This is a genomic window from Streptosporangium sp. NPDC002721, assembly GCF_042888905.1.
GTDB lineage: Bacteria > Actinomycetota > Actinomycetes > Streptosporangiales > Streptosporangiaceae > Streptosporangium.
In genome coordinates this window covers 150,237-170,066 of sequence record NZ_JBIAQI010000017.1, presented here as the reverse complement: position 1 = coordinate 170,066, position 19,830 = coordinate 150,237, and the positions used below count along the sequence as shown (strand labels likewise).

General features: G+C 71.2%; 18 protein-coding genes and 1 pseudogene. 15 read left to right on the top strand and 4 right to left on the bottom strand.

Annotated features, from left to right (window positions below; genetic code table 11):
* Window positions 1-36 precede the first annotated feature (36 nt).
* The 7 genes and pseudogenes from ACFYWM_RS24750 to kynU all read left to right on the top strand — a co-directional run.
* Window positions 37-939: pseudogene (locus tag ACFYWM_RS24750) on the top strand (acetaldehyde dehydrogenase (acetylating)); the annotation flags it as partial.
* A 104-nt stretch (window positions 940-1,043) separates the two neighbouring features.
* Entirely contained in the window at window positions 1,044-2,165 is a 1,122-nt protein-coding gene (gene dmpG / locus ACFYWM_RS24745) for a 4-hydroxy-2-oxovalerate aldolase (RefSeq protein ID WP_389917811.1), read from the top strand.
* Complete coding sequence (locus ACFYWM_RS24740) at window positions 2,162-3,016, top strand: 2-keto-4-pentenoate hydratase (RefSeq protein ID WP_389917810.1); 855 nt, start codon at window positions 2,162-2,164, stop codon at window positions 3,014-3,016. Before dmpG ends, ACFYWM_RS24740 begins: the two co-directional genes overlap by 4 nt.
* Complete coding sequence (locus tag ACFYWM_RS24735; RefSeq protein WP_389917809.1) at window positions 3,013-3,435, top strand: RidA family protein; 423 nt, start codon at window positions 3,013-3,015, stop codon at window positions 3,433-3,435. Before ACFYWM_RS24740 ends, ACFYWM_RS24735 begins: the two co-directional genes overlap by 4 nt.
* Entirely contained in the window at window positions 3,432-3,947 is a 516-nt protein-coding gene (locus ACFYWM_RS24730) for a 3-hydroxyanthranilate 3,4-dioxygenase (RefSeq protein ID WP_389917808.1), read from the top strand. Before ACFYWM_RS24735 ends, ACFYWM_RS24730 begins: the two co-directional genes overlap by 4 nt.
* Window positions 3,948-3,950: 3 nt before the next feature.
* Window positions 3,951-4,940, top strand: coding sequence for an amidohydrolase family protein (locus tag ACFYWM_RS24725; RefSeq protein WP_389917807.1), 990 nt, complete (start codon window positions 3,951-3,953; stop codon window positions 4,938-4,940).
* Window positions 4,941-4,998: 58 nt separating this feature from the next.
* A complete protein-coding gene (kynU, locus tag ACFYWM_RS24720; RefSeq protein WP_389917806.1) occupies window positions 4,999-6,231 on the top strand; it encodes a kynureninase in 1,233 nt (410 codons plus the stop codon).
* Between the two features lie 22 nt (window positions 6,232-6,253).
* On the opposite strand, the gene ACFYWM_RS24715 is transcribed toward kynU, so the two are convergent.
* The 3 genes from ACFYWM_RS24715 to pcaD all read right to left on the bottom strand — a co-directional run bounded on the left by ACFYWM_RS24715 (window position 6,254) and on the right by pcaD (window position 9,922).
* Window positions 6,254-7,003 carry a hypothetical protein gene (locus ACFYWM_RS24715; RefSeq protein ID WP_389917805.1) on the bottom strand — a complete coding sequence of 250 codons (750 nt, stop codon included), beginning with the start codon at window positions 7,001-7,003 and terminating at the stop codon, window positions 6,254-6,256.
* 352 nt (window positions 7,004-7,355) lie between these two features.
* Window positions 7,356-9,089: a pyruvate dehydrogenase gene (locus ACFYWM_RS24710; protein ID WP_389917804.1), complete on the bottom strand. Its 1,734-nt coding sequence runs from the start codon at window positions 9,087-9,089 to the stop codon at window positions 7,356-7,358.
* A 92-nt stretch (window positions 9,090-9,181) separates the two neighbouring features.
* Window positions 9,182-9,922, bottom strand: a complete 741-nt coding sequence (gene pcaD, locus ACFYWM_RS24705; RefSeq protein WP_389917803.1) for a 3-oxoadipate enol-lactonase — start codon at window positions 9,920-9,922, stop codon at window positions 9,182-9,184.
* Between the two features lie 155 nt (window positions 9,923-10,077).
* On the opposite strand from pcaD, the gene ACFYWM_RS24700 reads away from it, so the two are divergent.
* The 6 genes from ACFYWM_RS24700 (at window position 10,078) to ACFYWM_RS24675 (ending at window position 16,736) form a co-directional block, all read left to right on the top strand.
* Window positions 10,078-10,890 carry a class I SAM-dependent methyltransferase gene (locus ACFYWM_RS24700; protein ID WP_389917802.1) on the top strand — a complete coding sequence of 271 codons (813 nt, stop codon included), beginning with the start codon at window positions 10,078-10,080 and terminating at the stop codon, window positions 10,888-10,890.
* A 274-nt stretch (window positions 10,891-11,164) separates the two neighbouring features.
* The gene (locus ACFYWM_RS24695) at window positions 11,165-12,556 is read left to right on the top strand and encodes an MFS transporter (protein WP_389917801.1); all 1,392 of its coding nucleotides are present in this window, start codon (window positions 11,165-11,167) and stop codon (window positions 12,554-12,556) included.
* A 447-nt stretch (window positions 12,557-13,003) separates the two neighbouring features.
* Complete coding sequence (locus ACFYWM_RS24690) at window positions 13,004-15,394, top strand: nitrate- and nitrite sensing domain-containing protein (RefSeq protein WP_389917800.1); 2,391 nt, start codon at window positions 13,004-13,006, stop codon at window positions 15,392-15,394.
* A complete protein-coding gene (locus ACFYWM_RS24685; RefSeq protein ID WP_389917799.1) occupies window positions 15,375-15,800 on the top strand; it encodes a roadblock/LC7 domain-containing protein in 426 nt (141 codons plus the stop codon). The genes ACFYWM_RS24690 and ACFYWM_RS24685 overlap by 20 nt, the downstream gene beginning before the upstream one ends.
* The gene (locus tag ACFYWM_RS24680; RefSeq protein ID WP_389917798.1) at window positions 15,797-16,147 is read left to right on the top strand and encodes a DUF742 domain-containing protein; all 351 of its coding nucleotides are present in this window, start codon (window positions 15,797-15,799) and stop codon (window positions 16,145-16,147) included. The genes ACFYWM_RS24685 and ACFYWM_RS24680 overlap by 4 nt, the downstream gene beginning before the upstream one ends.
* Window positions 16,128-16,736, top strand: coding sequence for an ATP/GTP-binding protein (locus ACFYWM_RS24675; RefSeq protein ID WP_389917797.1), 609 nt, complete (start codon window positions 16,128-16,130; stop codon window positions 16,734-16,736). Before ACFYWM_RS24680 ends, ACFYWM_RS24675 begins: the two co-directional genes overlap by 20 nt.
* A gap of 15 nt (window positions 16,737-16,751) precedes the next feature.
* Here the strand turns inward: ACFYWM_RS24675 and ACFYWM_RS24670 are convergent, their stop codons facing one another.
* Window positions 16,752-17,498: a TetR/AcrR family transcriptional regulator gene (locus ACFYWM_RS24670; RefSeq protein WP_389917796.1), complete on the bottom strand. Its 747-nt coding sequence runs from the start codon at window positions 17,496-17,498 to the stop codon at window positions 16,752-16,754.
* A gap of 197 nt (window positions 17,499-17,695) precedes the next feature.
* On the opposite strand from ACFYWM_RS24670, the gene ACFYWM_RS24665 reads away from it, so the two are divergent.
* Together ACFYWM_RS24665 and ACFYWM_RS24660 are read left to right on the top strand one after the other, a co-directional pair.
* Entirely contained in the window at window positions 17,696-18,931 is a 1,236-nt protein-coding gene (locus tag ACFYWM_RS24665; RefSeq protein WP_389917795.1) for an acyl-CoA dehydrogenase family protein, read from the top strand.
* Window positions 18,928-19,788, top strand: coding sequence for an SDR family oxidoreductase (locus tag ACFYWM_RS24660; RefSeq protein ID WP_389917794.1), 861 nt, complete (start codon window positions 18,928-18,930; stop codon window positions 19,786-19,788). The genes ACFYWM_RS24665 and ACFYWM_RS24660 overlap by 4 nt, the downstream gene beginning before the upstream one ends.
* Window positions 19,789-19,830: the final 42 nt, after the last annotated feature.

Below are 19,830 nucleotides of genomic sequence, written 5' to 3'. Positions count from 1 at the left end.
GGTCCGAGAGGTGCTTTTCGTGAAGGCGGTCCTGTCGTGAAGATCGCCATTATCGGTTCGGGGAACATCGGCACCGACCTGATGTTCAAGGCGCTGCTGTCGGAGAAGGTGGAAGTCGTCGCGATGGCGGGCATCGACCCCGACTCCGACGGCCTGGCCCGCGCCCGCCGCCGGGGGGTCGCCACCACCCACGAGGGCGTCGAGGGGCTGGTCGCGCTGCCCGAATTCGCCGAGGTGGACGTCGTCCTCGACGCGACCTCCGCGGGCGCGCACCGGCACAACGACCGGGTGCTCCGGGAGCACGGCAAGCGCGTCATCGACCTCACCCCCGCGGCCGTCGGCCCCTACGTGGTGCCCCCGGTCAACCTGGACGCCCACCTCGCCGAGCGGAACCTCAACATGGTCACCTGCGGCGGGCAGGCCACCATCCCGATCGTCGCGGCGGTCGCCTCGCGGGTGCCCGTCCGGTACGCGGAGATCGTCGCCTCGATCTCCTCCCGGTCGGCGGGGCCCGGCACGCGGGCCAACATCGACGAGTTCACCGAGACGACCTCCCGGGCGATCGAGCGGGTCGGCGGGGCGGCGAGGGGCAAGGCGATCATCGTCCTCAACCCGGCCGAGCCGCCGCTGATCATGCGCGACACGGTCTACTGCCTGGTGGACGAGTGCGACGAGGCGACCGTGGCGGAGGTGGCGGGCGCCGTGCGGGAGATGGTGGCGCGGGTCAACGACTACGTGCCCGGCTACCGGCTCAAGCAGGACGTGCAGTTCGAGACGATCCCGGCCGGGGAGCCGCTGCCCGACGGCACCCGCGACGGCGGCGTCAAGGTGACCGTCTTCCTGGAGGTGGAGGGCGCCGCCCACTACCTGCCCGCCTACGCGGGCAACCTCGACATCATGACCGCCGCCGCGCTGCGCACGGCCGAGCGGCTCGCCGAACTGCCGGACCGGGCCGCGGGCGCGGGTCACGTGGACGACGCGGCCCGTACGGACGCCGAGGCTCGCACGGATGACGCGGCCCGTACGGACGCGGAGGTGGGCGCGTGAGGCTGTACGTGCAGGACGTGACGCTGCGGGACGGCATGCACGCCATCCGGCACCGCTACACCGTCGCCCAGGCCGTCGAGATCGCCGCGGCCCTCGACGCCGCCGGGGTGGCGGCCATCGAGGTCGCGCACGGCGACGGCCTGGCCGGGGGGAGCTTCAACTACGGCGCCGGCGCGCACACCGACGACGAGTGGATCGAGGCGGTCGCCGGGGTCGTGCGGCGGGCGAGGCTGACCACCCTGCTGCTGCCCGGCATCGGCACCATCCAGGACCTCCGGCGCGCCCACGCCCTCGGCGTCACCTCGGTCAGGGTCGCCACCCACTGCACCGAGGCCGACATCTCCGCCCAGCACATCTCCACCGCGCGCGAGCTCGGGATGGACGTGGCCGGGTTCCTGATGATGTCCCACATGGCCCCCGCCGGGGAGCTGGCGCGGCAGGCCGCGCTCATGGAGTCGTACGGCGCCCACTGCGTCTACGTGACCGACTCCGGCGGCCGGTTGACCATGGACGGGGTGAGGGAGCGGGTGAGGGCCTACCGGTCGGTGCTCGACGAGGGCACGGAGATCGGCATCCACGCCCACCACAACCTGGGCCTGGGGGTGGCCAACTCGGTCGTCGCGGTGGAGAACGGTACCTATCGGGTGGACGCCTCCCTCGCCGGGATGGGCGCGGGCGCGGGCAACTGCCCGATCGAGGTGTTCGTCGCGGTGGCCGACCTGATGGGCTGGGAGCACGACTGCGACCTGCACGCCCTGATGGACGCGGCCGACGACCTGGTCAGGCCGCTGCAGGACCGGCCGGTCCGGGTGGACAGGGAGACGCTGACGCTCGGCTACGCGGGGGTCTACTCCAGCTTCCTGCGGCACGCCGAGGCGGCCTCGGCGCGGTACGGGGTCGACACCCGGACCATCCTGACCGAGGCGGGCCGCCGCCGGATGGTGGGCGGCCAGGAGGACATGATCGTGGACATCGCGCTGGACCTGGCCCGGGAGGGAGCGCGACCGGACCTGGCAGGGGCGAAGGAGCAACCGGACATGGCAGGGGCGGGTAAGCGGCCGGATCCGGTGCGAGAGGAGACGCGGCCGGACCTGGCGCGGGAGGGGAGGCGGTCATGACCGACGTCCACAAGCTGGCCGCCGTCCTGGACGAGGCGGCCCGTACCGCCCGCACGGTGCCGAGGCCCGAGCAGGACTACGGGGTGGCCGACGCCTACCGGGTCCAGGAGGAGCTGATCCGGCTCCGCCTGGAGCGGGGTGACCGGCTCGCCGGGGTGAAGCTGGGCTTCACCAGCGAGGGCAAGCGGCGCCAGATGGGCGTGCGCGACATCATCTTCGGCCGGGTGCCGGAGTCGTCGGCCATCCTCGACGGTTCATACGCGGATATGTCGAGATATATCCATCCAAGAGTGGAGCCGGAGGTCGTCTACCTCGTCGGGCGGCGCATCGCGTCGCCGGGCGACGCGCTCGCGCCGGGCGCCATCGCGGCCGTCGCGACCGGCATCGAGGTCATCGACTCGCGCTACGAGGACTTCAGGTTCTCGCTGCCCGACGTGATCGCCGACAACACCTCGGCCGCCGGGTACGCCGTCGGCCCCTGGCAGCCGTACGACCCGTCGCGCTGGAACCTGGGCGTCGTCCTGGAGATCGACGGGCGCGTGGTCCACGCCGGGTCGACCGGCGCGATCCTGGGCGACCCGCGCAGGGCCCTCGCGGAGGCCGCGCGCCTCGCCCTGGAGGCGAGGACGGTCCTGGAGCCGGGCTGGATCCTCCTGGCGGGCGCCGCCACGCCCGCCGAGCCGCTCGTGCCCGGCGCGCGGGTACGGGCCGAGATCCAGCACCTGGGCCCGGTCTCGTTCACCGCCTCCTCGCCGGAACCCGCCCCGAAGGCTCCGGAACCCGCTCGGGAGGCCCCGGAACCCGCTTCAGAGGCTCCGGAACCCACGAGCTCGGAAGGGCAGGGATCATGAGCGACGGGCTCGTCGTGGCCGGGAAGGCGCGGCCGCGGGGCAGGTTCCCGCACGTGAAGCGGGCCGGAGACCTCCTGTACGTGTCCGGGACCAGCTCGCGCAGGCCCGACAACACGATCGTGGGAGCCGAGGCCGACGAGTTCGGCACGGTCACGCTCGACATCGCCGCGCAGACCAGGGCCGTGATAGAGAACATCGGCGACATCCTCAAGGCGGCGGGAGCCGACCTGAGCGATCTCGTCCAGATCACCACCTACCTGGTGAACATCAATGACTTCGGCGGATACAACGCGGTCTACGCGGAGTACTTCGACGAGACCGGCCCGGCGCGCACCACCGTGGCCGTCCACCAGCTGCCCCACCCGCACCTGCTCATCGAGATTCAGGCCGTGGCCCACCGACCGGAGGAGCGCCCGTGATCCCGCCCATCGACTTCACCAAGTGGATCGACGAGCACGCCCACCTGCTCAAACCGCCGGTGGGCAACAAGATGGTCTTCGAGGGCGCGAATGACTTCATCGTCATGGTCGTCGGCGGCCCGAACGCGCGGACCGACTTCCACATCGACCCGTACGAGGAGCTCTTCTACCAGGTCCGCGGCAACATGCACGTCAACGTGATGACCCCCGGGGGGCCGGAGACCGTGCACGTGCGCGAGGGCCAGATGTGGCTGCTCCCGCCGAACACGCCGCACTCGCCGCAGCGTCCCGAGGAGGGGTCGGTCGGCCTGGTGGTGGAGCGGATCAGGCCGGAGGGCGTGCTTGAGCGGTTCCTCTGGTACTGCCCGCGGTGCAGCGGCGTGGTCCACGAGGTCGAGCTGCAGGTCCGCGACATCGTGACCGACCTGCCGCCGATCTTCCAGGCGTTCTACGACGACGAGAAGGCGCGCACCTGCGACAACTGCGGCACCCTCCACCCCGGCAGGGGATAGCCGTTGATCATCGACGTCCACACGCACCACGTCCCCAGGGGCTGGCCGGAGCTCGGCTGGCCGGGGGCGCCCCGGCTGCGGGTCGACTCCGAGCGGGAGGCCGTGATCCTGCTCGGGGACCGGGAGTTCCGCCGGATCGCCGACGACTGCTGGAACCCCTCGGTCCGCCTGGAGCGGATGGACGCCGACGGGGTGGACGTCCAGGTCGTCTCGCCGACGCCGGTCTTCTTCTCCTACGAGCGACCGGCGGCCGAGGCCGTACGGGTGGCGCGGGTGTTCAACGACCTGGCGCTGGAGATCTGCGCCTCCGAGCGGCTGGTGCCGTTCTGCCAGGTGCCGCTGCAGGACCCCGACCTGGCCTGCGCCGAGCTCGACCGGTGCCTGGCCGCCGGGCACGCGGGCGTCGAGATCGGCAACCACGTCGGCGACCGCGACCTCGACGACGAGGGGATCGTCCAGTTCCTCCAGCACTGCGCCTCGGTGGGCGCGCCCGTCTTCGTGCACCCCTGGGACATGCCGGGCGGCCCCCGGCTGGACCGCTGGATGGCGCGGTGGCTGGTCGGCATGCCCGCCGAGACGCACCTGTCGGTGCTCGCCCTGATCCTGGGCGGGGTCCTCGACCGGGTGCCGGAGACGCTGCGCCTGTGCTTCGCGCACGGCGGCGGCTCGTTCGCCTTCTGGCTCGGCCGGTTCGAGAACGCCTGGCACCGCCGCAGCGACCTGGTCGGGGTCTCGGAGTTCCCCCCGTCGCACTACCTCGACCGGTTCAGCGTGGACTCGGTGGTGTTCGACGAGCGGGCGCTGCGGCTGCTGGTCGACACGATGGGGGAGGACGGGGTCATGCTCGGCTCCGACTTCCCCTACCCGCTGGGCGAGTCGCCGGTGGGCTCGCTGGTCCGCCGGGCGGGCTTCCTCTCCGACACCGCCCGCGCCAAGCTGCTCGGCGGCAACGCCACCCGGTTCCTCGCCGCTGACGGGGGCGGAATGCTGTGAGATCTGGCGTTGACGGCATTATGGGAGGGTTGCCAGGCACCTAACCGGGAGACGACTCTTGCCCATCAGCCGTGCGGAGTGTGTCGCGCTCGACGCCGCAGACCCCCTCAAGGACGTCAGGGACGAGTTCGTCCTGCCCGACGGGACGATCTACCTGGTCGGCAACTCCCTCGGCGCCCCGCCGAAGGCCGCGACGGCGGCGGTGACGCGGACGGTGGAACAGGAGTGGGGCGGCCGCCTGGTCGGTGCCTGGAACACCTCCGGCTGGTTCGACCTGCCGCTCACCACGGGCGACCGGCTCGCCCCGCTGATCGGTGCGGGGCCCGGCCAGGTGGCGGTGGGCGACACCACCTCGATCGCCATCGTCAAGGCCGTGTCCGCCGCGATGGGCCTGCGTCCCGGGCGCCGGGTCGTCGTCTCGGACCTGGCCAACTTCCCCACCGACCGCTACGTGGTCGAGGGGCTGGCCGAGGCGCTGGGCGGCTACGAGATCCGCGACGTCACCGGCGTCGACGACCTCTCCGACGCCCTGTCCGACGAGGTCGCGTGCGTGCTGCTGTCGGAGGTGGACTACCGGACCGGGGCCCGCCACGACACGGCGCCGGTCACCGCGCTGGTCCAGGAGGCGGGCGCGCTGATGATCTGGGACCTGTGCCACAGCGCCGGCGCCTACCAGGTGGACGTCTCGGCGGCCGACTTCGCGGTCGGCTGCACCTACAAGTACCTGAACGGCGGCCCCGGCTCCCCGGCCTTCGTCTACGTCCACCCGCGCCACCAGGCCGGGGCGCGGCCCATGCTCACCGGCTGGCACGGCCACGCGGCGCCGTTCGCGTTCGAGCCCGGCTTCCGCCCCGCCGACGGCATCCGGCGCTTCACCGTGAGCACCCCGCACGTGCTCTCCTTCGCCTCGCTCAACGCCTCGCTCGACATCTGGGAGCGCGTCGACCTGGCCGCCGTACGGGCCAAGAGCGTGGCGCTGGGCTCGATCTTCATCGAGCTCGTCGAGGAGCTCCGCGCGCCGTACGGGCTGGAGCTGGTCTCGCCCCGCGACCCGGAGCGCAGGGGCAGCCAGGTCAGCTTCGGCCACCCTGACGGCTACCCGGTCATGCGCGCCCTGATCGACCGTGGCGTCCACGGCGACTTCCGCGCCCCCAATGTCCTCAGGTTCGGTTTCGCGCCGCTCTACATCCGTTTCGCGGACGTCTACGACGCGGCGGTGATCCTGACCGAGGTGCTGGAGAAGGAACACTGGCGCGACGACCGTTACAACCACCGCCTCACCGTCACCTGAGGGCACCTCGGGGGGAGGGGCCTCAGCGCTTGCTCAGGCGGCGTCCCTTGTAGATCGGGTGGTCGGTCTCCCAGTATCTCCAGCCCTCCACCCGGGCGGGGACGTTGGCCACCCCGGCGGCGATCTTGCGCATCCGGCAGCTGTAGACCTGCTTCCACGCGGAGAAGCCCACCCGGTAGCCGAAGACGCGGTACCACATGTTCCCGTACTTTCCCTTGGTGATCTCCTGGGTGTACTGGTGTCCGGTCTCGACGATGTACTCCTCGGCGAGCAGCGGGTTCACCATGTTCCGCAGCTCGCGGATCAGGTCGTCCCTGTCGATCTCGCCGATCCGCTCCCTTTCGATCTCCATCTCGGCGTAGACGCGGTGTTGCCGGGTGACGGAAACCGTCATCGTGCCGCCGGGGCCGTCGATGAAGCGCGTACGGGGAACGAAGAAATTCCTCGGTTTGAAGGAATGGAATCTGAAGAGGGACCTCGGTTTGCATTTCCTGCGCGCCTGCTCCAGGAGCGAGTGGCGGTGGTCGTCGTCGTCATCGTCGCCGGTCCCGAAGTCGGTGCCGGTGCCCGTGTCGGTCTCGGCGTTGGCGCCGGTGTCGGTGCCGCTGTCGGTGTCCGTGGTGGTGCCGTCGGGGGAGGTGGTGGTGGAGGTGCTGGTCGACGTGACGGACGACTTCGCGTCGGGCGGCGGGTCGCCGGGCGCGGACGCGGTGGCGGGCGAGGCGGCGGTGACGACAAGGGCCACGGAGAGGGAACCGGCCAGGGCGAGCACCGCCGATCCTTTCGGCGGGCGCCCCTTTCGCCGTTCACGTACGGTCGCGGCACCGGTCCGAGGGCTGGGAGTGATCATGGAGACACCATTCCCTTCGAGGCGTGGTCCGCGGCCGCGACCGGTCCGCTGACCGGAATACGGCTCTTCGCCGGTACGCCGAGCCGCTCAGCGTGACAGTGACGATGCTTACAGCCACGATTGAGGGTCATGTGGTGACACGCCGAGACCCCGTCCACCGAATGTCCACCGAATGGGGAAAGGGCCGGGGAAGGGGGGCCGGGGTGATCGCCCGCCGATGGGTGCGGGTGTGCGCAGCTGTGCGCCGACAGGTGCCGGTGCGCGCCGGTTCGTCTCAGGGGCGCGGGAGGCTCCGCAGGTTCGCCTTCGCCATGTCGATCATGCGCCCCACCCCGCCGGTGAGCACGATCTTGCCCGCGGCCAGGGCGAACCCCTTCACCTGCGCCCGGCTGATGTGCGGCGGCATGGCCAGCACGTCCGGGTCGGTGACCACGTCGAGGAGGAAGGGCCCGGGGGTCGCGAAGGCCGTGGTCAGGGCCTCCCGTACGTCCGAGGGGTTCTCCACCCGCGCCGCCCCGATCCCGGCCGCGGCGGCGATCGCCGCGTAGTCGACGGGAGCGTGGTCGGTGCCGTGGTCGGGTATCCCGTCCACCATCATCTCCAGCTTCACCATGCCGAGCGAGGAGTTGTTGAACACCACCGTCTTCACCGGCAGGTCGTGCAGCCGGACGGTGAGAAGCTCCCCGAGGAGCATGGCGAGCCCGCCGTCCCCGGAGAGCGAGACGACCTGCCGGCGCCGGTCGGTGAACTGGGCGCCGATCGCGTGCGGGAGGGCGTTGGCCATGCTCCCGTGCCAGAACGAGCCGATCACCCGGCGGCGCCCGTTGGGGCTGAGGTAGCGGGCCGCCCAGACGGTGCACATCCCGGTGTCCACGGTGAACACCGCGTCGTCGGCGGCGAGCTCGTCGATCAGGTTCGCGACGAACTCGGGGTGGATCGGCAGGTGGTGCTCGATGTCGTGGGTGTACGCCTCCACGACGTTCTCCAGCGCCTTCAGGTGCCTGCCCAGCATCCTGTCGAGATGGCGGCGGTCCCTCTTCTGCTCGACGTGCGGCAGCACCGCGCGGATCGTCGCGCCGACGTCGCCGTGCACGGCCAGCTCCAGCGGGGTCCTGCGCCCCAGCCGCGCCGCGTCGTGGTCGATCTGGACCGTACGCGAGCCGGGCAGGAAGTCGTCGTAGGGGAAGTCGGTCCCGGCCAGCACCAACAGGTCGGCCTCGTGCGTCGCCTCGTAGCAGGCGCCGTACCCGAGCAGCCCGCTCATCCCCACGTCGTAGGGGTTGTCGTACTGGATCCACTCCTTGCCGCGCAGCGCGTGCCCGACCGGTGCCAGGAGGCGTCCGGCCAGCGCCATGACCTCGTCGCGGGCGTGGCGGGTCCCGGCGCCGCAGAACAGCGTCACCTTCTCGGCGCGGTTCAGCGCCGCCGCCAGCTCGGCCACCTGGTCGGGGTGCGGGACGACCGTGCCGCTCCCGGTCACGAAGTCGTGCTCGCCGGTGGGGCGGGCGGCGGACAGGTGCGCCACGTCGCCGGGGAGCACCACGACCGAGACGCCGCCGAGGCCGATCGCCTGCTGTACGGCGACGCGGAGCACCCGGGGCATCTGCTCGGGCGTGCCGATCATGTCGCAGAAGTGGCTGCACTCCACGAACAGGCGCTCGGGGTGGGTCTCCTGGAAGAAGCCGGTGCCGATCTGCGAGGAGGGGATGTGCGAGGCGAGCGCGAGCACCGGGGCGCCGCTGCGGTGGGCGTCGTAGAGCCCCTGGACCAGGTGGGTGTTGCCGGGCCCGCAGCTGCCCGCGCAGACCGCCAGGCGCCCGGTGACCTGTGCCTCGGCCGCGGCGGCGAACGCCCCGGCCTCCTCGTTGCGTACGTGGATCCACTCGATGCGGCCGGCCTTCCTGATGGCGTCGACCACCGGGTTCAGGCTGTCGCCCACCACCCCGTAGATCCGTTCCACCCCGGCCTGGCGGAGAACCTCGATGAACTGCTCGGCCACGGTCGCCATGGTGCCCCCTCGTGTCTGGCGTCACCGGGGTACCTCACCGTATTTCGCCGGATCACTCCGGGTTTCCCCAGGTCAACCGGCATCACCCGGTGTCATTTCGGGAGAAGGTGTGCGATCAGGTGCTCGGAGACCGCCTCCGGCCGCTCGACGTTCGCCAGGTGGGCCGCTCCGTCCAGGACGACCAGCCGGGAGCCGGCAATCCCTTCGACGATCCGTTCCGCGTGCTCGGGCGGCGTGGCGGGGTCGTCGGCCCCGGCGAGCACGAGCGTGGGCGCCGAGATCAGCGGCAGGTCGGGGCGGAGGTCCATGGCCCCGACGGCCTCGCAGCAGGCGGCGTACCCCTCGGCGGAGATGCCGCCGAGCATCGTCGCGTACGGTTCCCGCCCGGTGAAGGCGGGGGTGAACCACCGGGCCATGGCCGCCTCGGCGATCGACGCGGTGCCCGCCCCGCGGACCGCGTCCGCCCGCTCGGCCCAGGACTCGGGGGTGCCCAGCTTCGCCGACGTGCACAGCAGCGCGAGCCGGTCGATCCGCCCGGGCGCGTGCGCGGCCAGCCACATGCCGGTCATGCCGCCGAGCGAGAGCCCCGCGAAGGAGACCCTCGGCAGCCCCAGCAGGTCGAGGAGGTCCAGCACGTCACCGGCCAGGTCGGCGATCGAACACCTCCCGGTCGCCGGGGACCGCCCGTGGCCCCGGTGGTCGAAGCGGACGACCCTGAAGCGCTCGGTCAGCGCCTCCATCTGCGGGTCCCACATCTCCAGCGTGGTGCCCAGCGAGCCGGCCAGCACGAGCGGCGGGCCGTCGGCGGGTCCTTCGATCTCGTGATACAGCATTGTTCACCTATCGCACATAAGTTCTTTATCCGGACATACTGTAGCCCGGAGGATACGTTCTCCAGGGAAGATGGCCAGGTCCGGCCGGAGGTCTGTCACTTTGCGTGGCGCCCTACCTACCATGCGGCGAGGTAGCCGCTTTTGGAAGGGTGCAGATGACCGGGCAGAACCCAGCGATCCCGTCCGACTACGTGTTCGACAACGACGGGGACCACTCGTCCGACCAGCACCATTACCTCGCCCGGCTCCTCGACCCGCTCACCTTCGAGCGCCTCGCGCTGACCGGTGTCGGGGCGGGCTGGAACTGCCTGGAGGTCGGGGCCGGCGGGGGCAGCGTGGCCCTCTGGCTGGCCGAACGGGTGGCGCCGGGCGGGCGCGTGCTGGCGACCGACATCAAGCCGGGCCTGATCCCGTCCAGGCCGGGGCTGACCGTGGCCCGCCACGACATCGTCACCGACCCGCTGCCGGAGGGCGCGTTCGACCTGATCCACGCCCGGCTCGTGCTCAGCCACCTGCCGGGGCGCGCCCAGGTCCTGCGACGCCTGCGGGCCGCGCTGCGGCCCGGTGGCTGGCTGCAGCTCGACGAGATCGACATCACCCGCTGGGTGGCGCCGCATGCCTCTGGCGGGCGCGCGGGGGAGGTGTACGGGGTCTACGTCACGGCGATGGCCCGGGTGCTGAGCGCGGCCGGTGGCGATCCGACCTGGGGCGGCTCGGCGGCTCGTGACATGGCGGCGGCGGGTCTGGTCGACATCGACCGGTTCCGCTGGACCGAGGTGTGGGAGCGGGGTTCCGCCGGGCTCGGCCTCCTGATCAGCAACAGCCACCACCTGGAGGACCGCCTGGTGGAGGCGGGGATGACCTTCCAGCAGCTCGGGGAGGTCAGGGAGGTCATGTCGGCCCCGGGTTTCAGCGCTCCCTCCTTCGAGATCCACTCGATCCTCGGCCGCAGGGCCCAGGACGGGTGAGGGTCGCGCCGGGCGCGTGAGGGTCCCGGTCTCACGAGTCCGGGCGAGGACCGCTCTCTGCGACCGCCCCTGGAGGACCGCGACCGCCTCCAAGGGGCCGAGACCGCCCTCAGGGGACCGAAACCCGTGACGGCCCGTGAAAGGCCGGGCTCCGTGACATGCCGGAATTCCGCCTCTCGGGTTTCGGCCATTTACCGACGCTGTGATCTGTGCCACCCTCCATAACAAAGCTCTAGAAGCGGATTCTAGATTTTGGCTACAGGAAGGCCGGCGCATGGTCGACACGCCCACCACCCCACGCCTGAAACTCGGAGCGCCTCGCAACGGGGAGGTCGACGGCACGTCTCGCGCCCCCTACGGCTGGGCTCCCCTGATCGTGCTCTTCATCGTCGGGCTCGTCGACCGCATCGAGTTCAACCTGCTGTCCGGGGTGTTGCCGGCCATCCAGGCCGAGTGGGGCTTCAGCGACACCGTCGCCGGGTCCATACCGACCGCCTCCGCCCTGGCGGCCGCCCTCGTCGCGCTTCCCGCCGGGTACCTCGCCGACCGGCGCAGCCGTACCCGGATCATCGCCGTCGTCGTCTTCTGCTGGGCCCTGGCCACGCTCGGCTCGGGGCTGGCCGCCGGGTTCGCGATGTTCTACGCGATGCGCGTCTTCCTCGCCGCCGCCGAGAGCATCGACAACCCGGCCGCCGGCAGCCTCCTGGCCGACTACTACCCCCCGGCCACCCGCGCCCAGGCCTACGGCTGGACCCGCGTGACCACCTATCTGGGTGGCATCGGCACGCTGCTCGGCGGCGTGCTCGCGGAGGCGTTCGGCTGGCGCAGCGCGTTCCTGATCATGGTCGTGCCGGGCGCGCTCACCGCGCTCCTCGTGTGGCGGCTGCACGAGCCCGCCAGGGGCCACCTCGACCGGCTGGTCGCCAACGCGACCCCCACCGGCGCCGAGCCCGACCCCGTTCAGGGCTCCGTGCTCGACGCGGGTTCCGGCCTGGCCACCGCCGAGGCGCCCGCCCCCAAGCCGCCGTTCGCCCGCCAGCTCCGCGAGGTCCTGGCCATCCGCACCCTGCTCGCGGTCTCCATCGGCCTGATGCTGCTCAGCCTGGGCCTGGCCGGGATCTTCTACTGGCTGCCCTCGCTGCTGGTACGCAACTTCGGCATCGGCCCCGCCGCCGCGGGCTCGCTGGGCGGTCTCATGACCATCGTCGGCGTGGTCTCGGGGACCCTGATCGGTTCGTGGCTCGGCCGGCGCTGGCACGGCACCCGCAAGGGCGGCAGGCTCCTGGCGGGTGGCGGTGGCATCACGGCCGGATCGGTCGTCCTGGCCGTCGCGCTCACGATGGACTCCCTGGCCGCCTTCTGCGTGGTGGTCACGGTCTCCAGCGTGCTGACGTCGATGGCCATCCCCAACATGACCGCCTCGCTCGCCGACGTGATCAGCGCGAGCTCCCGGGGCCTCGGCTTCGCCGTCCTCCAGGTCCTCATCACCGGCGGCGCGGCGTTCGGGCCCCTGGTCGTCGGCATCGCCTCCGACGGCACCGGCTCGCTCCTCTCCGCCATGTACGTCCTCATCGTGCCCATGGTGATCGGCGGCCTGCTCACCCTGGCCGCGCGAGGCTTCTTCGAGAGCGACTCGCGGAGGGTTCTCGAAGCGGCCCGCCGCTGACCCCGGCCCGTCACCGAACCGGCCGCCCGTCACCGGAGGGCCGTCATCGGCCGTCCGTTCCCGGCCGCCCGTCACCCGGCGGGCGGCCGCCGACCGGCGGCGGACGGTGCCGGAATGATCTCAATCCGTGGCGGCGGCGAAGAGGGATCGCTCGCGGAGAATGTCCGGCGTGAGCTGCGCAATTGATGAAAAGCCCGGTTTTTACGGGGACGTAGCCATCAGGCTCAACATGAACATTGATACTCAATATTCGCTCCGGTGGCTTGAAGCGCGATATGTCCCATGGGCATAGTGTGTCGAATCACACACGCACCAGTCGCGGCGTGCGACCGCGGGGCACCCACTGCCCGCGGCTGTCGGCCACGCGCAGGAACCGCGGATTGGACAAGTCGAATGAGTTCCCCCCCTCCGATTCGCTGGAAGATCCTCCGGATCCTCATCCTCCCCGTGCTCTCGTTGATCATCCTGTGGGTGTTCGTCGCCTACTCGACCGTCGCGCAGGTCGCCGGCATCGCCCAGACCCAGACGCGCTGGCAGGTGATCGGCGCGCCGATCCGGCAGCTGATCGTCGAGATCCAGCGGGAGCGCCAGCTCTCCGCCGAGGCGGCGGGCGCCACCGGCCAGAGCCGGGCGCTCACCGAGCAGCGGCGGGTCACGAACGGCAGGCTGGACGGGGTGCGCCAGGCGATCGCCTCCGCCGCGGCCTACGAGCCCGGCAACGCCCCGAAGGACGTGCGGTCGCTGGAGGCGGCCATGGACGGGCTCATCCAGGTCCGTACCTTCGCCGACAGCGGTGCGATCACCCCCATCCAGGTCACCGACGGCTACAACGAGTTCATCAGCGTCGCCAATCGGCAGTTCGGTGACATCGCCGCGATCGCCGACCTGACGTCCTTCCGCAACGTCCGCGGCATGGGCGCCTACAGCACCACCAGCGAGTACGCGGGCCGGGAACACGCCGTGCTCACCGCCGCGATGAAGCGCGGCGAGATGACGCCCGCCGAGCACGCCGCCTTCGTCTCGGCGATGACCAGCCGGAGAAACTACCTGGTCTACGCGGAGCGGGACATGAGTCCCGACCTGCGGGCGGAGTACGAGACGTTCATGCAGAACCCCGCCTACCTGCGCTTCAAGGCCCACGAGGACAGGATCTTCTCGTGGAACCTCATCGGTAAGCCTCCGCTGGACGCCGCCGAGTGGAAGCGTGACGCCGAGACCGTACTCGCCGCCGTCAACAAGCAGAGCGTGCAGGCGCTGGCCCGCTCCACGGCCAGGGGCGACGACCTCAGGAACTCCGCCCTCCTGCGGATCGGGCTCACCCTGGGGCTGGGCCTGCTCGCGATCATCATCTCGATCTGGGTCTCCTACCGGTTCGGCCGCTCGCTGATCGCCGAGCTGAAGCGGCTCCAGGCCTCGGCCGTGGAACTGGCCGAGGAGCGACTGCCCCGGCTGGTCGAGCGGCTGCGCAAGGGCGAGGACGTCGACCCGGCGACCGAGGCCCCCGAACTGGCACCCGCGAACACCGCCGAGGTCGACCGCGTCGTGAACGCCTTCTCCAGCGTGCGGCGTACCGCGGTGGAGGCCGCGGTCGGCCAGGCCACGCTCCGCAAGGGCGTCGGCATGGTCTTCCTGAACCTCGCCTGGCGCAACCAGGCGCTGCTCCACCGCCAGCTCACGCTCCTCGACACGATGGAGCGCCGCGTCGAGGAGCCGGAGACCCTGGAGGGCCTCTTCAAGCTCGACCACCTGACCACCCGCATGCGGCGGCACGCGGAGAACCTGATCATCCTGTCCGACGCGGCCCCGGCCCGCAGGTGGCGCGACCCGGTGCCGATCTTCGACGTGGTGCGCAGCGCCGTGCTGGAGGTCGAGGACTACACCCGCGTCACCGTGCTTCCCATGCCGCACGCGCCGCTGCTGATCGGTGCCGCGGTCACCGACGTGATCCACCTGATCGCCGAGCTGGTGGAGAACGCCACCATCTTCTCGCCGCCGAACACCGTGGTGCACGTACGCAGCATGGTCGCGGCCAACGGCTTCGCGCTGGAGGTCGAGGACCGGGGCCTGGGACTGAGCCAGGCCAACCTCGACGAGCTCAACGCCAAGCTCGCCGACCCGCCGGAGTTCGACCTGGCCGACAGCGACCGGCTCGGCCTGTTCGTCGTCGCCAGGCTCGCCGCCCGGCACGGGATCAAGGTCGTGCTGCGCCCCTCGCCGTACGACGGCACCACCGCGATCGTGCTGCTGCCGCAGAACCTGCTCGCCACCTGCGCGTCGCTGGCCGCCGAGGGCGTGCACCGGCCGCGCCAGGGAGGCGCGCACGCGGGCGGGCCCGTCAGGGCGCTGAACGCGGGGCCGGAGGAGTGGCCCAAGGTCCTGCCCGGCACGCAGGAGGAGGAGGTGACGGCCGGCGCGTCCGAGACCACGCAGAGCTGGTTCCCCACCCAGGAGCGGCGCGAGGCCCCGGCCGTCCCCAACGGCTCCCCGGTCGCCTCTCCGAACGGTTCCCCGAACGGCTCCGCGACCGTCCCCAACGGCTCCCCGAACGGTTCCTCGAACGGCTCCCCGACGTCCGTGCGGCGGGCCGTGTACATACCCGACACCGACGACGACCTGGACGGGCTGCCGATGCGGGTTCGGCAGGCTAATCTGGCCCCCCAGCTCCGCCAGACGCGTTCCGCCGAGAAGCGCGACATCAGCGCGCGAACTCCCGAGGAGCTCTCAAACCTCATGTCGTCCATGCAACGAGGCTGGCAGCAGGGTCGCAGCCAGGCCGAGCAGGAACTGGACGTGTGGAAGCGAAAGGATGGCCACTCCGATGCCCGACCCCAGATCTGAACTGAGCTGGCTGCTCGACGACCTGACCCAGCGGGTCACCGGTATCCGGCACGCCATCGTGCTGTCCGCCGACGGCCTGGCGATGGGCGGTTCCCGGGAGCTGACCCGGGAGGACGCCGAGCATCTGTCCGCCATCTCGGCGGGAAGTCACAGCCTCGCGCTGGGCGCGGGGCGGCACTTCGGCCTCGGTGGCGTGCGGCAGACCATCATCGAGATGGAGGGCGGCTTCCTGTTCGTCACCGCGGCGGGACAGGGGGCCAGGCTGGCCGTACTGGCCGCGGGCGACGCCGAACTGGGCATGGTGACGTACGAGATGGCGCTGATGGTCAAGCGCGTCGGCGAGCACCTGTCCGCGCAGCCGAGGGGAGCTGCCCCGGCGCCGGCCTGGAATGGTGCGAGAACGTGACGGGAGAGGATCCCGGGCCACTCGTCAGGCTCTTCGGGTTGACCGGCGGCCGGGCGCGCCCGGTCGGGGAGACCTTCGACCTGGTGGCCATCGTCACGACCGCCGAGATGCCGTTCGAGCCGGTCGGGCTGATGCCCGAGCATCTCGACGTGCTGACCGCATGCCGTCGGCCCACCCCCGTGGCGGACGTCGCAGCGCACCTCAAGCTGCCACTCAACATCACCCGCGTACTCCTCAGCGAGCTGCGACGCGAGGGCCTGGTCACCATCGACAGGCCCCAGCCGGTGGGGAAGACGATCGACGAACGCATCTACAGGGAAGTGCTGCATGGAATACGCGGCCTCTGAGCCGGGGACGACCCCGGCCGACAGCCCGGCCATGGCCATCAAGATCCTCATCGCCGGTGGTTTCGGGGTCGGCAAGACGACCATGGTCGGCACGATCAGCGAGATCAGGCCCCTGCACACCGAGGAACTGCTGAGCGAGCGCGGCATCTACGTGGACGACACCGCGGGCGTGGAGTCCAAGATCACCACAACCGTCGCGCTGGACTTCGGCCGGATCACCATCCGCGACGGGCTCTGGCTCTACCTGTTCGGCACCCCGGGCCAGGACAGGTTCTGGTTCATGTGGGACGAGCTGTCCGTCGGCGCCCTCGGCGCGGTCGTGCTCGCCGACACCCGCCGCCTGCAGGACTGCTTCCCGGCCGTCGACTACTTCGAGCAGCGCGGGCTCCCGTTCGTCGTGGCGGTCAACTGCTTCGACGGCGCGCGGCGGCACGACCCGATCAAGGTACGGCGGGCGCTGGGCCTGGACGGCGTGGCCCCGATCATCCTCTGCGACGTGCGCAGGCGCGAATCGGTCAAGGAGGTGCTGACCACGCTTGTCACCTACTCGGCGGGAGGCGCCTTCCAGGCGGCTCACGCGGGCGCCTGACGCCCTGGCGTTGTCTCACCCGGGGGCCGGGTTCTCCGGGCTTTCCCGGTTCTCCGGGTTTTCCGGGACCTCCCCGGCCCTCCCGTCGCGTTCCCTGTCACGCTCGTCGCGCCTCCTGTCGCGCTCTCCCAGGAGCCGCGCGGTCTCCTCGGAGACCTCGGTGGCGAGCACGGCCGACACGACGTCGACCAGGTGGCTGGTGAAGAGCCGGTCGTCCCTGCCCTCGGGTCCGGCGGCGCGGCGGGCCAGCTCCACGTACGTGATCCGGATCGCCATGAAGCGCTGGTGCAGCCGGCGCAGCGCGACCTCGGACAGCAGCGGGGCCACGAGCTCGCGCCACCGGTCGATGCTCTGCCCCGGGTCCGTGCTCCGCGTGGCGGGCAGGGGCGTGCGGTGCACGAGCTGTTCCATGATCCGCAGGTAGTGCCGGCCGCCGTCGGGGTCGGCCAGCTTGGCCGCCATCGGCCGTACCAGCGCGGCGGCGAGGGTGCGGCGGGCCTCGGCCTCGGGCAGGTCGCCCCGGGACTCGTACTCGTCGAGCAGCTGGTGGCGGCGCGCCTCGATCTCGGGGTGGTGCTTGGCGAGCACCGCGCCCAGCAGGCCCGCGCGGTCCCCGAAGTGGTACTGCAGCGCCGTCGCGTTGCGCTGTCCGGCGGCGCCGTTGATCTCGCGGAGCGACACGCCGTCGATCCCGCGCTCGGCGAACAGCCGCTCGGCCGCCGCGACCAGGCGCCTGCCGGTCGCTTCCGGGTTGGGGGGCATGCCGTGCTCTCCTGCCTTTCCGTGCCTCGCCGGTGCCTCGCCGGTGTCTTGCCGGTGAACGTACCGGTCGCTAGGGTAATAATGCATGTGTATCAAATCATGAAGCATTCGCATCAAGGCCGCGGCACACCCGCCCGGCGGCCCCCTGACCCGTAGGACCCGCAGGACCTGTCAGCCGCCGCTAAGGGGAGGACCCCATGGCCATCGACTTCACCCTCGCCCCCGAGCACGAGGAGATCCGCCGCAGGGTGCGGGCCTTCGTCCAGGAGACCATCGTCCCGGCCGTCAGCGGCTTCGACGACGAGGAGAAGGTGACCTCGCGCGACGAGTACATCCGCGTCATCTTCGAGCTGCGCGGCAAGGCGCAGGCCGAGGGGCTGTGGCTGCCGCACATGCCCAAGGAGTGGGGCGGCATGGGCCTCGGCCACGTCGAGCTGGCCATGGTGCAGTCGGAGGCGGCCAAGACCCGGCTCGGGCCGTGGGTCCTCAACTGCTCGGCGCCCGACGAGGGCAACATGCACACGCTGCTGCACTGGGGGACCGACGAGCAGAAGGAGAAGTACCTCAGGCCGCTGCTCAAGGGGCACAAGATGTCGTGCTTCGCGATGACCGAACCGGAGGTGGCCGGCTCCGACCCCACACTCATCCGCACCCACGCCGTCCAGGACGGCGAGGAGTGGGTCATCAACGGCCACAAGTGGTTCATCTCCAACGCTCGCCGGTCGAGCTTCGCCATCCTCATCGCCAAGACCGAGCTCGACGTGCCCGAGGGCTCGCGCGGCGGCAACACGGCCTTCCTCGTCGACCTTCCGCAGGAGGGGTGGAACGACGTCCGCGAGGTCGAGACGATGCACGGCTCCACCGGCCACAGCGAGATCGTCATCACCGACCTGCGGGTGCACGACAGCCAGATCCTCGGCGGGCGCGGCAACGGCCACCGGCTCGGCCAGTACCGCCTGGGCCCGGCGCGGCTCGCGCACTGCATGCGCTGGATCTCCCAGGCCGAGACGGCGCTCGACATGATGGTCGACCGCGCGCTCAACCGCTACAGCCACGGGTCGCTGCTCGCCGAGAAACAGGGTATCCAGTGGCTGATCGCCGACTCGGCCATGGAGCTGTACCAGTGCAAGCTGATGGTCCTGCACGCCGCCTCGAAGATCGACAGGGGTGAGGACTTCAGGACCGAGGTCTCGATGTCGAAGCACTTCGTGGCCAACAGCCTCAACCGGATCGTCGACCGGGCGATCCAGGTGCACGGCGCGCTCGGCTACTCGACCGACACCCCGCTGGCCAAGATGCTCCAGCACGCCCGCTGGGCCCGCTTCGCGGACGGGGCCGACGAGATTCACCAGATGCGCATCGCCGAGCGTACGATCGCGGCGTACCGGAGTACGGGCTCGACCAACGCCGCCACCGGAGGGCTGCCGCTGTGAACACTGACAAGACCGGTGGTTTCACCGGGGAGGGCGGCGGGGGCGGGCTGCTCAGCGGTCTGGGCGTCCAGGGGGCCCAGGAGAGCGTGACCGGGACGTTCAACACGGTCCGCAGCGAGGATCTGGAGGGCAAGGTCGCCCTCGTCACCGGCGGCGGCAACGGCATCGGCGCGGGCGTGGCCCGGCGGCTGGCCGGGGGCGGGGCCCGCCTCGTCCTCGCCGACATCGACGACGTCGCGGGCGGCAAGCTCGCCGACGAGCTGGGAGCGACGTACGTCCACTGCGACGTGTCGAGGCTGGAGGACAGCGAGGCGGCGGTGGCGACCGCGGTCGAGCGGTACGGCAGGCTCGACCTCGCCTTCCTCAACGCGGGCATCGCCTCGGGCTTCGGGCTGGGCGAGGACTTCGACGTCCGGCGCTACCGCCTGGCGATGGGCGTCAACCTCGACGGCGTCGTCTTCGGGATGCACGCCGCCATCCCGGCCCTGCGGGCGGCGGGCGGCGGCACGATCGTGGCGACCGCGAGCATGGCGGGCATCGTCGGCATCCCCTCCGACCCCGTCTACGCCGCCAACAAGCACGCCGTCGTCGGCCTCGTCCGCTCGCTCGCCGAGGACCTCCGGCCGCACGGCATCAAGGTGCAGGGCCTGTGCCCGTCGTTCGCCGACACCGCGATCCTCGGCGAGGGCAAGGCGGTGCTGGAGCAGTTCGGCTTCCCGATCCTGGACGTCTCGTCCGTCGTCGACACCTTCGTCCAGCTGCTCGACAGCGACGGCACCGGCGAGTGCTGGTTCGTCGTCCCGGGCCGGGAAAGCCAGCCCTTCGCCTTCCGCCGCGCCCCGGGCCCGCGAGCCTGAACGGGTTCCGTAAGACTTCTTGTAGGGCGGCAGGATTCCGCG